Annotated in this window: 10 protein-coding genes; 3 read left to right on the top strand and 7 right to left on the bottom strand. The window is 59.9% G+C overall.

Annotated features, from left to right (window positions below; genetic code table 11):
- Positions 1 to 11 precede the first annotated feature (11 nt).
- A complete protein-coding gene (locus tag AC1DK4_RS33030) occupies positions 12 to 956 on the top strand; it encodes a ketopantoate reductase family protein (protein WP_441614154.1) in 945 nt (314 codons plus the stop codon).
- A 274-nt stretch (positions 957 to 1,230) separates the two neighbouring features.
- Here AC1DK4_RS33030 and AC1DK4_RS33025 read toward each other — a convergent pair whose 3' ends face one another.
- The 4 genes from AC1DK4_RS33025 to AC1DK4_RS33010 all read right to left on the bottom strand — a co-directional run bounded on the left by AC1DK4_RS33025 (position 1,231) and on the right by AC1DK4_RS33010 (position 6,710).
- Entirely contained in the window at positions 1,231 to 1,833 is a 603-nt protein-coding gene (locus tag AC1DK4_RS33025; protein ID WP_441614155.1) for a cysteine hydrolase family protein, read from the bottom strand.
- 1,037 nt (positions 1,834 to 2,870) lie between these two features.
- Positions 2,871 to 3,161: a hypothetical protein gene (locus tag AC1DK4_RS33020; protein ID WP_441614156.1), complete on the bottom strand. Its 291-nt coding sequence runs from the start codon at positions 3,159 to 3,161 to the stop codon at positions 2,871 to 2,873.
- A gap of 1,254 nt (positions 3,162 to 4,415) precedes the next feature.
- Positions 4,416 to 5,519, bottom strand: a complete 1,104-nt coding sequence (locus tag AC1DK4_RS33015) for a BamA/TamA family outer membrane protein (protein WP_441614354.1) — start codon at positions 5,517 to 5,519, stop codon at positions 4,416 to 4,418.
- Positions 5,520 to 6,026: 507 nt separating this feature from the next.
- Positions 6,027 to 6,710 carry a hypothetical protein gene (locus AC1DK4_RS33010; protein ID WP_441614157.1) on the bottom strand — a complete coding sequence of 228 codons (684 nt, stop codon included), beginning with the start codon at positions 6,708 to 6,710 and terminating at the stop codon, positions 6,027 to 6,029.
- Between the two features lie 206 nt (positions 6,711 to 6,916).
- On the opposite strand from AC1DK4_RS33010, the gene AC1DK4_RS33005 reads away from it, so the two are divergent.
- Positions 6,917 to 7,597: a PIN domain-containing protein gene (locus tag AC1DK4_RS33005; protein ID WP_441614158.1), complete on the top strand. Its 681-nt coding sequence runs from the start codon at positions 6,917 to 6,919 to the stop codon at positions 7,595 to 7,597.
- A gap of 115 nt (positions 7,598 to 7,712) precedes the next feature.
- Here AC1DK4_RS33005 and AC1DK4_RS33000 read toward each other — a convergent pair whose 3' ends face one another.
- From AC1DK4_RS33000 to AC1DK4_RS32990, 3 genes are all read right to left on the bottom strand, one after another.
- Complete coding sequence (locus AC1DK4_RS33000) at positions 7,713 to 8,354, bottom strand: GIY-YIG nuclease family protein (RefSeq protein ID WP_441614159.1); 642 nt, start codon at positions 8,352 to 8,354, stop codon at positions 7,713 to 7,715.
- Positions 8,355 to 8,359: 5 nt separating this feature from the next.
- Positions 8,360 to 8,629, bottom strand: coding sequence for a hypothetical protein (locus AC1DK4_RS32995; RefSeq protein ID WP_441614160.1), 270 nt, complete (start codon positions 8,627 to 8,629; stop codon positions 8,360 to 8,362).
- Positions 8,630 to 9,081: 452 nt separating this feature from the next.
- A complete protein-coding gene (locus AC1DK4_RS32990) occupies positions 9,082 to 11,592 on the bottom strand; it encodes a hypothetical protein (protein ID WP_477132027.1) in 2,511 nt (836 codons plus the stop codon).
- 178 nt (positions 11,593 to 11,770) lie between these two features.
- Here AC1DK4_RS32990 and AC1DK4_RS32985 point away from each other — a divergent pair, with 178 nt between their 5' ends.
- Positions 11,771 to 12,700 (top strand): viperin family antiviral radical SAM protein, encoded by a 930-nt coding sequence (locus AC1DK4_RS32985; protein WP_441614162.1) that lies wholly within the window; start codon positions 11,771 to 11,773, stop codon positions 12,698 to 12,700.
- Positions 12,701 to 12,996 lie beyond the last annotated feature (296 nt).

Genomic DNA, 12,996 nt, shown 5'->3' with positions numbered 1-12,996 from the left:
TGAGGGAAATCATGAAAATTACCATAGTCGGCGCTGGCGCCATGGGCTCAATGTTTGGCGGCTTGCTCGCTGAGTGCGGCAATGACGTCACTCTGATCGATATCAACGATGCACACATCAGCGCAATCCAATCGGATGGCTTGCGATTGGTCACGGACAACAGCGATCGGCGTGTGAAGACGCTCAAGATTTGCCGACCTGGGGAAGCTCAGGAACTACCCGAGTTGCTGGTGATCTTTACCAAGACCCTGCACACTGGCGCCGCGCTCCAAGGCGTCAAGCACCTGATTGGTCCGGATGTCCATGTGCTGTCCCTGCAGAACGGGTTAGGCAACGTTGAGAAGATCAGCGAGTTCGTCTCGCCAGAGCGCATCCTCATCGGCGTGACCACCTGGCCGGCCGACATGGTTGCGCCTGGCCACGTGCACTCACATGGCAAGGGTATCGTTAGACTCATGGCCGCTGACGGCAACGTCCGATCGATCGTCTCCGTGGTCTCCGAGACGCTCTCGGCCGCCGGTCTCCAGTGCAGTTCGGAAGCCACCGTATGGGCTGCGATTTGGGAGAAGGTCGCGTTCAACGCCGCGCTCAACAGCATCTGCGCCGTAACTGGGTGCACAGTCGATCAGCTCGGTACTACGCCTGAAGGTAGCCGCCTCGCAGAGCTAGTCGTCGTTGAAGTGCTGTCGGTCGCACAGAGGCTCGGTATCGAAGTGAATCCAGCCAAGTGCAAAGCCAATGTCGCAGGCGCCATTGCTCAGCACAAGGGGCACAAGCCATCGATGTTGCAGGACGTTCAGGCCGGGCGCCGCACCGAGATCGAAGCGATTAATGGAGCAGCGGTCGCCACGGCCGATAGCTTAAACATGAAGCTGCCCACAACCGAAACGCTGCTGTCGCTCGTGCGCCTCGTCGAGGCGCGGGCAATTGCCTGTCATCAGCCGTCTCTCTCATAAACACATCAGGATGTAACCCCATCAAGCGTTTGAATGGGAGGCCCCGTATAAAGACACAATAGCCTGCGTCTTGATAGAACGAGGCCTGTCGCCGTCGATGGCGGACATCAGCGGTCAGATACAGATCGCCCGATAAGCGGGCAGCCGCATTTCCCGGTCCCTCCAGCTCGTGTCGAACGGATATTTGACCGAGACTTTATAGCCCTTGTCAGCAGTCGACTTCACGGCCATCGTGAGCTGCCAGTACGCCGGCGACACGAAATGCCAGCAAATGCTAGGCAAGCAACAGCAAGGCATCAACGAGCGAGAGCACCGTTGTGCGCGAATCGAACGCCGTTGAAAAAAGATGATCGTGCACGACCTGATCTGGGTCGTAGCAGCAATCCTTGACCGTGAACAAACGGAAGTCTGCATCGCTCGCGTACGCGACCGACGACAGCACCACACCGGTCGACGCAATGCCCACCATGAGCAGGGTATCGATACCCTGCGCGGAAAGCCGCACCTGCAGGTCGGTACCAAAGAACACGCTGGCACGATGCGCGATGATGAGCGGTTCGGTGGCCTGTTGGCCGAGTTCCGGCGAGATCTGGTCGTCGACGAAAAGACCAAGTTGCTTGATTCCCTGCCCGTTCCTGTTCAACGGACTGACTTCCGGATAGCCTGGACGAAAGTGGATCTTGGCGAAATAGACGCTGACGCCCTTGGCCCTCGCAGCGTCACACAGCTTGCGTGTATTGGAAAGCAAAGTGGGCGCGACCGATGGAAATAACGCCAGGATGTCGGTCTGATAATGCATGACCACCAGAGCGGTTTGCGCTGGAACAATTGCCGGAATCTGCATGGTCACACTGCGCGCATCAGCGGCGCTTTCCATGCCCTGTTGATGGTCTGCTGAATCGACCGGACCACGTTCAACGGGTGACGACATAAGGCTACGCGATAAAAAATGATGATCGACTCTACCACGACCAATGGGTTGTCCGTTCTGGGTCGGCAGCCACCGATGACCGCCGTCGGTCCTCGAACGGTGAGCCGACGGCGGAGTTCGGCCATAAGCAGCCATCAAGCCAGGGACTTGAAGATTGCTGCCGCGTCCAACAAGGCTGCACGACTCAAGGCCACCTGCGGTTCGTCTATCTCGGCCCTGCCCAGGGCACGCTCCGCTTCCCTGAAACTACGCAAACCTACGCATAGCCTCAGGCGTGCGGGAATCACTCCCGGGCGGCGATGCGACGCCGGACTTGTCACAGCAACGCCCGAGGACGCGTGACCTACGCCCCTCGGTGTCTTGAGACAGCAACGTCCGAATCCCCCCAGGCATGCTAGCGGGGGATTTTTCGTCTCGCGTTCTCGGCGCGCTGGGTCCGCGCTCGGCGCCGGCAGGATTGGCGGCCAGCGGCCCGATCTCAACGGAAGAAACCGGGCGATAACTAAAAAATCCTGGTCACCCCTGCGTGTCTGCACAAAAACCACACGCGATGCAAGATTTGAGCGGCTAAAAGTGTCTAATAGGTTTATTAATGGGCTTTACCTTGGGCGAGACTGAAGGACCGCTTAGGGGTCGGGCAGGGCCGGTCGCTGTGGCCATCTGCATGGCCAGAACCTGGCCATAGAGTTACGCATCCCACCTCGCGAGTGGCCTCGATCTTGCGGCCCAATTACACGGCGCACTGAACTGGGATGAATTGGTCTGCCACGCGAGCGATTTGATGGCGCTCGCCGGGTAAGAGCCCAAACGGCCGCGCCTGGCAGCCGGCGTCACGATCACGTTCAGGACAGAAGTCACCGATCGCGATAGCCAAGAACAAAGCAGCCGACCTATCGGTCGGCTGCTTTCTTGAGAAGCCGCTGAAGGCTTGCGGAAGGTTTGGCTCGAACGACTACCCTTCCGCCCGCCTCGCTGACGCCGCCTTACTGCTTCGTGGCGGTGGGGGTCGTCACGACCTTCTCAGCCGCGACGGGGGTGGCCTTCGCTTCGGCCGGAGCAGCAGCCTTCGCCGTGCTCACCTTGGTGGCCTTGGCGTGCGCGGTGGCGTGCTTATGGGTAGCGGTCTTGGCGGAAGCCTTCGCAGCGGGAGCCGGAGTGGCTTGCGCAACCGCAGCGGCCGGTGCCGGGGCAGCAGCGGGAGCCGGGGCAACGCCTTGGGCGAAAGCGGCGCCGGTGATGGCGAGGGAGGCGACAGCGGCGAACAGCTTCTTCATGATGAATCCTTCTTTGAGGTTAGAGGCACAGCAAGTTGCCGTGCTTACCCGTGAAAACGATCCACGTTGATTTGGCGTTGACGATGAGGTTGTGACAAACCGTAAGCGATGTTTCTGCAGAACCCATCGCCGTTATGTCTGCCTCGACCCGAGAATTCACCAAAGGGGGGGCTGCTGCGCATCTGCAACGCCTTGGTGAACGCACTTCGGCTCCGTCTAGGTGATACGGGCAGCTAGAGCCTCGTCTGCTTGGCGCATCGGTAAGGATCGTGGCATAGAGCAGCCGGCCATCCGCACATCGATAGCCGGCGATCCGGGAAACGAATGCCGGGGAGCCTGCTGAGTAGGCCAGCACCTCCTCTTTCAGCGCCGTCGTATCCGTGTGTGGGGGATTCGCTCTCCAGAATCGTCCCGCAGCGATACTACCTGGCGAGCATGGCCCGAGGTCGGGGAAACACAGCGCCCTCCCTACCACGCGTGGGAACAGTGTCATGGGCGTCGATCCGAACCGCTTCTCCAAGGAAATGGGCACAGGTATCGCTCGCACCGACGGCATTGCTACATTCCAGGAGGATCACCAGACTCGCGCATGCCTGTCTAGCCCATCCGAAGATCGCCATGTGTCATCGGTCCGAAAGCGCTGAAACGTGCAATCTACCAACGAACCATCCTCAGTCCGCTTACGCCGAAGTGGGATGTCAGAGCCGTACAACAAACGGGGACCAATCAATTCTCGACCATTGGGTGATGGTGTCGAAGGTGGCTTCGTCACGAAGCTTCCGGCCTTACGACAGCGCGGTGTCGAATGAACGGTTGAGTCCGCAGTCGGGTATGGAAGCTCACTGCGCGGGCGGCCGGCGGGCCCCAGGTGAGCGACCTTCGAGTTCCGAGATCGGCCAGGAAGAGACTTTCGTCTGACGCTCCGCATGGACATTTATGCGGCAGTTCCACTCAAGCAAACAGTCATTCAATCGCCGGCTGCCGACGTCACTTGATCGGCCAACGCGGTCTTCCAATGCGGAGCCGGCAATCGTTGCTTCGCTGGTGTAGCTCTCAATAGGCTCTTGTGAACCCGCCGTCATGCAGCAAGTTCACACCAGTCATGTGGCCGGAGATGGGAGATAGCAGAACTTCGACCGGCCAGAGCCATCTCGTCAGGGCTTACTTACTTCCGCCAGGGAATGTTCGAAGTCTGCGCGCGGGTGGGTCGGTTGAGCCCGCGATGGCGCGCTCGCCGGGACGGCCTGAGCCTGGCTAACGCCAGGCGCTGCCAACCTGAATGTAGAAGGCGTTCTGGTCCCTGCTGTGGGCCACGTCGATCCCGACCGCCACGCCCAGCTTGCGGGCGACCAGGTACCGGAAGCCGGCGCCGACGCTGACCACGTTCTGCGCCTCGTCGAAGCTGTGCCAGTGGCCGTATGCCTTGCCCACCCCGCTGAAGCCCAGCACGCTCCAGCGCGGGGTGACGTTCCAGCGCAGTTCGGCCTCCGCCACCAGCGCGTTGCGGTCCTGGTAGCGGCCCTTCTGCACGCCGCGCAGATCGACATAGGGCTGTGCGTAGAACGGCGTCTGGCCGCTCGACATACGGCCGTCACCCCTCAGGCCAAGCACGAACGTGTTGCCAATGGGCATCCAGTGGTAGCCGCGCAGGTTGTACAGGTCGAAGCTGTTCGAGCTGCCCAGGCCGGGCCGGGCGAACTGGAGCTCAAGTTCGGCGTAGGTGCCGCGACGCGGGTAGAAGATGTTGTCGCGCGAGTCGTAATCCACCACCAGCGCGCCCATGCCGATGCGCTGGCCCCGCGAAATGTCGCCCAGTTCGGGCGCGCTGCTGCCGTGCCTGAACGTGGTGGTGGCATCGAAGTAGGCGTAGCGCGGGCCGACATACCAGCGGCTGTTGCCGAGACGGGCCAGGAACTGCTGGACGGTTCCCGCGCCGCTCAGTTCGTAGGCGCGCGGCTGATTGAGCACGCCGAAATAGTCCAGTCGCGCGTCGACCTTGGCGAGGCCGCCGAGGTAGCGGTAGCGGTCGCCATCCCAGGTATGGAAATGCCCGAGGAAGGCGCCCCACGTGCCATTCTCGGTATAGAGGCCCCCGGCAAAGGTGATGTTGGGCGGCGCCGGCCCGCTCTCGCCGGATCGCGCCTGCGCAACCGACTCCGAGAAAAACAGCAGCCCGAATCCGGCCCCGTAGCCGACGGCCGGCTCCGTAATGACGATCGGCACGGGCAGCGCGCCCTTGTGGTTGAGCAGGTAGTCGCTGGCGTCGAACTGGCCATCCTCCGGATCGATGAACGACAGCGGCGCGGATGCCGCGCCGGTGGCGGCGCACAATGCGGCCACGGTGCACAGGCCGCGCAGGCGAAAGGCAGTTCGACGATACACGGCGGATGTGTGCCGGGGCCATGAGCGATCGGCCCGTAGTTGATCTTTAAGCCTATGCGGCAGAGTAGCCCAAGCGGCCCGCCAGCGCCAGCACTGGGTCTGCGTCATCTCGAACAGAGGATGGCCGAGCGTGGCATCTTGGTCGATCATTCGACCGTCCAGGTCTGCGTCGGCCGAATTGGCGACGCTTTCCATGCCGACATCAAGGGACGTTGTACCTTGGAAACGGCCATTGATGTGCCCCCGTGACGACCGACAGGTATGGGATCGGTAAGAGCCGACCGGCTCACGACTGGTGGAGATCGCTTGCCTGCCAGAAGCGGGCGGTGTTCGCTTGCGAAAGCAGGCACTCAGCATTCACAGTAGCCTGCGCCGGAGCGCAGCACCGGGTCACCAACAGCGTAGCTGCRAACCCTTCGACGATCCAGCCTAGCCCCCAGAGCACCAAGGAAATTGATCGGAACGCAACGGGATTCCAGATGGTCAGAAGGCGCGCCTGCCTTCCCTGCTGGTAGGGAAGTTGCCCGCCGGCGTGCGCTGGAGATACAGGGTATGGCCAGTAATGGTGTCCCCGGTTGAGTAGAACTGAAGCGGCTTGTCTCCGACCTGCACCTGCGTGGAAGGGCCGAAGAGATCGTCAAGCCCGTACCAGGCTTCACCCCCCGCCATCTTGACCCGATATACACCGAAGGGAACCTTGATACTGGACACCGTCCCTCCGCGTACAAATGTCACCAGAACCGGCCGCTGGGTGTTCCATTCCTCAAGCTTAACGATGTTCAGGCTGCTGCTGGCCATTGCGTCGACGGTAAATCCTGCGGCCTGACCTTCCGGCAGTTGCTGGAATGTCAGCACGGTGCCATTGTCGGGAAACGGCTGGGCGGGGGCAGACGGAGTCGGCGGCGTTGCAGGCTGGGCAGGCATTGAGTTCGGAATCTGGCCAAGGATGCGCCGCTCGGGGTCGGACGACGATCCGGCCGTTGTGGTTTGCCCTATGCCGTCGCTGCCGTGCACCTCGGCCCACGGCGGCGTGGGTAGGCTGTAGTCGCGAGGCCCAAATAGCTTCCACATCGGAACAGCAAGTAAGCCGATGCACCCGAAGATAACCGCGATGACCACATGGCCCACCGTCAGTCCTGACCCGCGTCGGCGCGGTGGCAATTTCATGTGTCCGTCGCGAAATCTCTCGCGGTCCCGCGTGTAGTCTCGATCCTGGACGCCCACTGTGCCGTTTCCCCCGTGTATGCACGACCTAACATCTTAGCGGCGACGACCTGATGGCAACCCCCCCACTAAAGTATGGGGCGGCGGGAGTACATAGCCGCCCTGAACGAGCCACAATTCCAGCTTACGTACATTTTGGCTGCAAAGACATGACTAGGAAGCTCCTGCTGGTGGACTACGAGAACGTCCACAAGATTGACCTTTCGCCGTTGGACAAAAGCTATAGCGCGATGATCTTCGTCGGCGCGAATCAGAATCCACCAAAGGCAGTCACCAAGCCCGCCACCGCGCACAGGTTCCAGCGCGTTGACTTCCTGAAAATCGAAGGCAGTGGCAAGAATGCACTGGACTTCCACATCGCATTCCAACTCGGCCGAATGATCGAGACCGCACCACAGACAGAGTGCTTTGTCTTGTCGAGAGACAAGGGCTTCGACCCCTTGCTGGCCTACCTCAACAAGATCGGGTTGAAATGTCGACGTCTGGAGAGCATGGACGAACTCGTGTGCGAGCCCGTGTGTCAGGGCGAGAATGACGAAACGACCGCCTGCAGGAGATGTCACAAGGTGAGTACAATCGCGCACTACGGCGGCCGCTGGTGTACGAATTGCGGCTGCTTCGCGAGCCCCCCGGACCGCAAGCAACTGCCTTCCTCTCAAGCCGGCTTCGCAGAGCGTGAAGGTCAGCGTGGCGGCAGGCACCTCACAGACCGCCAGCAAGGCATTCTCGCAGTCTGCGGGTGGTGCAACTGCCGCGGCGACATGACCGGGGGTATCTACGACGATGGGGAATGGATGTGTGCCGGTTGCGTAGGCCGATACGCCCGGTGACGAGCGGCAGTCCAACAGTCGCTCGACGCGAGCTGTTCCGAATGGCAGAGATGCGTCGGTAGCGCCGTCGCGTGCGCGCCCTCGCCCCACCAATGGGTGGGGGGGTCCCTTTTGGTTAGGCCGGTTGTTCTTCGAATTGCTTCGCTTCGAGCCGGACTCTGCGCTCGTCCAGCAGCTCGCCATCGAACATCCAATAGTCGGAACCGCTGACCGAACTCGATTTGTATCCCATGTCCTGGAGGGCTTTCAGGGCGGCGCCGGACAGGCTCATGGTTTCGCCCTTGAAGCTGACCTTACCGCCATCGAGGACTGTTGCCGTGATGCTCTCATCCCGAGCCAGCACCAGGATGTCGCAAGCCTTGATACCGAGCGCAGCAAGATTGATACGCGATCGGCGCTGTTCCTTCGCCTTTTCCATGGCTTGCACTTCGACGGGGTCGATGTCGGCTTTGCCTGGGGTAATTTCCTTGAAGTTGCCGATGCTCAGTGCCAGCACGACCTTCTCTGGCTCGACTTTGAAGAACTCTCGCTTTGGGTTAATGCGGTGTTCGGAGAATAGCTGGTGGAGAGTTTTCTCCAGCTTGTTCAGATTGATCTCCTCCGGTATCTCGGCGGCAAAGTGGCACTCGAACGGCAGCGGCACTCCGGTGCCGCAGCTTAGATTGGAAATGCGGGATTCGACGCTATCGGTGGTGAGCCCGATTTTCACAAGACCGGGCATGGCCTCGTTTTTCAGCACGTAGATAACTCTGGGCATGGGCGTTATTTCTTGGAGTTGCGGTCTTGTTCGCTGAGTATCTGCAGCAGCGCCAGGACAATTCGAGGAGCCCCGCGGAATCCATCCATGCTTTCATGCTCGTGCACCGAGAGCATGGCCTCAAGGGCCCGGTATGCAGGACCATCCCCGTCGTATAGGGTCTCGTCGATGGCATCGAGGTCAATGACGAGTTGCTTCGTTCCTTCTTCGCGAAGCTCATAGAAGCGGTGGGCAGCCTCCGTCCAGTAGGGGTCTTCAGACCAATGACGCGTCATAGCGGAATTCATGGCGAAACAGATGGAAGGTCATTCTAGCCGTCAGCATAAAAATTTGCACTGTCGCCGCCCCTGATTGATTGTCCATTCTTCTATGCGCGCACTTGCTTATGGTTTGAGTTGACCAGAGTCCTCACAAACCTGACGTTACCCCATTTTAATGACGAATGACAGAAGCGGGTTGGCAAGGGCCAGCTATCCGCCCGCGACCTGACTAGCCGACCAAGTCCGCCCCCAAACACCGGCGTTCCTGAGCGTTTCCGCCGGTGCAGGCGAGTCCGCGTTCGACCGGTCACTGCCGTCCGCCATTGCCATTCGGAAAACTTTCAGCCGACTGCTTCCCGTTGGTAATCGGCCGATCACCATCACTCACGGATACAAAAGTCGCGAAAACGGCTCGCCGAAGGCCGAATATCGATCCGGTGGAGCAGGGCGACTGGGTGTGACTCCTCCTATTTACCGCTAGTCATGCAACGTAGGTACTCCACGCAAGAGACATAGTCGCTCCGGTCTGCGATCTTCACGTGGTTGTAGTTCATTGCGCGCTCGAAGACTGACCAATCACGTTTCACTGCGGCGTGAATTGACGTTCTGCCTAGATGGTCCTGCTGGTCAACAACAGCGCCGGCATCGAGCACGGCGCGAACAATCGGGACGTCGCCGCGATCAGCCGAGAGCATAAGCGGGCTCTGCCGCTTGAAATCCGTCAGGTTCGCCTGTTCAGGCCACGCTCTCAGTAGAAGGCAGATCGCGTGGCGGCGCCTTTCGAGGTGCGTGGCAAGCCTACTGACATCGTCGGACAGCCCCTTCGGAATCATGGTGTGCAAGCGCGGCATACTCGCTTCGAGCCCGTTGAGAAATTTCAACCAACACAGCAGGACGGAATCGCCTCGCACGCTGTCCAACTTCTTGTTGCCGAACGATTTGGCGTTATCGTCGAACCAGCGCTGCAGACTGTCCCAATCTCCTTCTTCGATCATCCGGAATGTTTCGCCCATGATTTGCTTCACTTGCGCCTCGGCGATTGGCCGTTCCCTCGGGTAGCCCGGATAGGGCTTGTAGAGCGTGTCCCAGAAGTATTCGGCGACGACCTTCGCTACGTCCTTTATGTCGATGTTTATAGGATCGCCTTCTATCATGTTATTCGCCAGCATGATGCGATACGGTCGCTCGTGCTTATCGGGATCGAGTCGCCGGTCCGCGACGAGTGTCGCTAAGAGGTCGCGCGCCGCCTCGCCGAACATCGATCCGAAGTTGCGCTGATAGCCGGAGTCGATAGCCTGCTTGAAAAGCTCTGTCGCCTCCTCGAATTGATTGCGTGCGAGGCAGTGCTTCGCCCGATATTGCAGAAGCGGCAACGCCCAGGTAGCGCGCGCAGGACTGCGCTCCGCTTCTTGCAGCAGCGCCTCGACGCGCTGTTCGACGTCGTGGGGCCGGTCCGAGGAGCCGCAGTTGAGAAGGTTCCCAAGTGCGCACACGAGTGCGCCGACCACCTGTTGGGGGGACTGCGCGAGTTGTCTCATGCGCTCAATAGCCGCCTGGCGCGCCCTTGGCGAGGCGTCGGAGGACAACGCCAACTGGCTAACCGCCATGTAGTCAGTTTCCGCCTGCAATGCTCGCCAGGGCGAGGACCTGCGGGCCCGGTCCTTCAGATCGATCTCCAGTTTCCTGCTCTCGATAAAGTCGCTCAGCAACAAGCCCTTCGTCTGGGCCACGCGTAGCGCATCCGCGCTATCCATCGCGAAAAAGTCGTCAAGTGGGGCCTGCGAGTCTAGGGTCGTGAAGCGGTGGGTCAGCAGATCGGCGACTTCGGTTTTGGCGGACAACCTTTGCGAAGGCGCGATCGACAGAAAAACCGTCGCTCGCTCCAGAGGCGGAAGACGATGCTCGAACCAGGCGTCCTGTTCCACTTCGCTTTCGGCGCACTTATAGGCTTCGACGGTTATGTTGTAGCTGATCCGAAAGAGGGCGAAGAGCTGCAGCACTTTGTTCTCATTGGCGTTAGGACAGGTGAAGGCAACGCCCGGACACAGAAATTCCACGAGACGTTTGTAGCCGTCCTGCACCGCACGCGCGATGCGGAGGCGCTGGCGAATGGTGCGCATCGACGGCCTGGCATAGCGAACCTCGAGCAGCCGCACGAATTCCGCTTGCTCTTCGGTCGATGCCTCGTCGTTCATGACAGCTTCAATGCGGCCGGGCTGCGTCATCGGGATCTGCGAACGCAGCGCTTCCGGGTCCAGCTTCTTGCGATGAACAAAGGTCAGCGCGGCGGCGATCCGTTCCTCGTGCGGCAGCTCACCGGACAAGTCGAGGGTGCCTTTGAATTCCATGGTGGCGTCATTCGGAAAATAGTCCTTGATCGACTGGATCCTGGGGATCGTCCCATTCCGCCATTTGTAGAGTGTCCGCTCCATCGAATCGGGCGCATCGGCGTCGTCTCTAGCCTTGGCGCCGCCCAGACTGAGTACGACCTGATCCATCGGCAGGCCGAGAAGATCCATAAGCCAATCGACGACGTGCTGCACGGGAAGGGATATCTGTTTCGTCGTCTGGTCGACGTTGGGAAGGAACCAGAATTCACCGCCGGGCATGCCGTGGTCAAAGGGCTCGACGAGATTCCAATTTGCGATCAGGCGTCCTGCCGCTGGAGCGTAGGTGAAGGCGCACATATGCCAGACAACCTGCTGAGCGCTTGCATCAAATGTCCAGACATTCTGAGAGAGGGAACGATGGAAGCMCGTCCAATCGTCCAGATTGATAGAGGCATCGCGGCGTGCGGCTTCGCTCAATTCGAGCGCATCGAAAATCCCTTCGAGCTCGCTTTTCAGTATGGCTAGGTGACTCTTGAGCTTCTTTTCGAGTTTGACGAACTTCCCTTGATCTTTTGACGACAGACGCTCAAGGCCGATGCACTGGCTGATTTCGAGCAGAACGGATTCGAAGGTCGGCAGGACGGCCATGGAAGCATCCTAAGAAGTGGATAGTGATCCTCATTCTCTGCGATGGAGGGAAAGAATCCAATGAACTTTGGCGTCCCCCGCCTTTCGATCCGGCGCGATCGAGGGGACGGGTAGATTCATTTCGCGGTGGCCGCACTACGGGCAATCTGGGGGAACCCGCATCCACCGGAGAGTGTCCTTGCTGCAAGCCAAGAAAGAGCATCAGCCCATCTCGCGCGAGTTGGTCATCAACTGGCATGTGACCGAAGCGTGCAACTACAGTTGCCGTTATTGCTATGCCAAATGGGACAACGCCGAGTCCCGTCGAGAACTGATTCATGACTGGGCTGGCACGACGCGCCTGCTCCAAGAACTGCAGACGTTCTTTGTTCCCGGGAACGCGACCAATCCGCTTACGCCTGCATTCAAATGGACGTCCGTCCGGCTGAACCTGGCCGGCGGCGAGCCGCTCCTGTATAGCAGGCAGATCCTGAACATTGCAGCGCTTGCGCGCGAACTGGGATTTGGCGTTTCGATCATCACCAATGCCAGCTTGCTGACTCCTGCACTGGCGGAAGCGCTGGCCGAATACCTGTCGTTGCTTGGCGTCAGTCTGGATTCGGCGTGTAGTGCGAGCAACCGAGAAATCGGTCGTCGTGACAGACAAGGACGGCAGATTACGCCCGACACGCTGGAAGGAAGCATTGCGGCCGCGCGACGCATCAATCCAGAACTCCGCCTGAAAATCAATACGGTTGTCAACGCACTAAACTGCGATGAAGACATGACACCGCTGATACGCAAACTGGCACCGGAAAAGTGGAAGGTGCTCAAGATGCTCCCGATCATTTCATCCGAGCTCGGCGTCTCCGACGCTCAGTTCGCCGCCTTCGTGAAACGTCATTCCGGATACGGCTTGCCACTGCGCGCCGAGAACAATGTCGACATGGTCGAGTCATACATCATGATCGATCCGCTTGGACGCTTCTTCCAGAACGCGGGATCTCGCAGCGGGTATCACTACAGTCCGCCAATCCCTCGCATCGGTGCAATCGCCGCATTTGCGAAGATCGCTTTGTCGTCGACGAGATATCTGGCTCGATACTCCTCGACGGGCACCGTGCGATGAAGTATTCCCCCGGAAAGGAGATGACGTCCTTGTTCGCCGGCTCGTTAGGGAGGGTTGGAGATTTACGCGGGGAGGCAGACACGGCGGCCTGCTGCCTCCTTCTGGGCAAGAGCGTTGATCGTCCCCTGTGCCCCCGGCGATCGAAGGGCCTGGTTGAACTTCAAGCGAGACGTGAAAAACGCGCGTCGAGTCGTTAACGAGAGTGTGCCGTCCGCAAACGCAGGATAGAGGGTACAAATGCCCCAAGAGCTTCGCGTTCCGCAACAGCCTACCGCTGTCGGCGGCGGGGAAGGTGC

The sequence above is a fragment of the Cupriavidus sp. 05N38 genome (assembly GCF_056397345.1).
The sequence above is the reverse complement of the archived record's forward strand: the minus strand, read 5'-3'. Positions and strand labels throughout refer to the sequence as shown.

Excerpts from the sequence above, each read along its gene's own strand:
- AC1DK4_RS33030 (WP_441614154.1), top strand. The coding sequence starts at position 12 with ATGAAAATTACCATAGTCGGCGCTGGCGCCATGGGCTCAATGTTTGGC.
- AC1DK4_RS33025 (WP_441614155.1), bottom strand. The coding sequence starts at position 1,833 with ATGGAAAGCGCCGCTGATGCGCGCAGTGTGACCATGCAGATTCCGGCA.
- AC1DK4_RS33020 (WP_441614156.1), bottom strand. The coding sequence starts at position 3,161 with ATGAAGAAGCTGTTCGCCGCTGTCGCCTCCCTCGCCATCACCGGCGCC.
- AC1DK4_RS33010 (WP_441614157.1), bottom strand. The coding sequence starts at position 6,710 with ATGAAATTGCCACCGCGCCGACGCGGGTCAGGACTGACGGTGGGCCAT.
- AC1DK4_RS33005 (WP_441614158.1), top strand. The coding sequence starts at position 6,917 with ATGACTAGGAAGCTCCTGCTGGTGGACTACGAGAACGTCCACAAGATT.
- AC1DK4_RS33000 (WP_441614159.1), bottom strand. The coding sequence starts at position 8,354 with ATGCCCAGAGTTATCTACGTGCTGAAAAACGAGGCCATGCCCGGTCTT.
- AC1DK4_RS32995 (WP_441614160.1), bottom strand. The coding sequence starts at position 8,629 with ATGACGCGTCATTGGTCTGAAGACCCCTACTGGACGGAGGCTGCCCAC.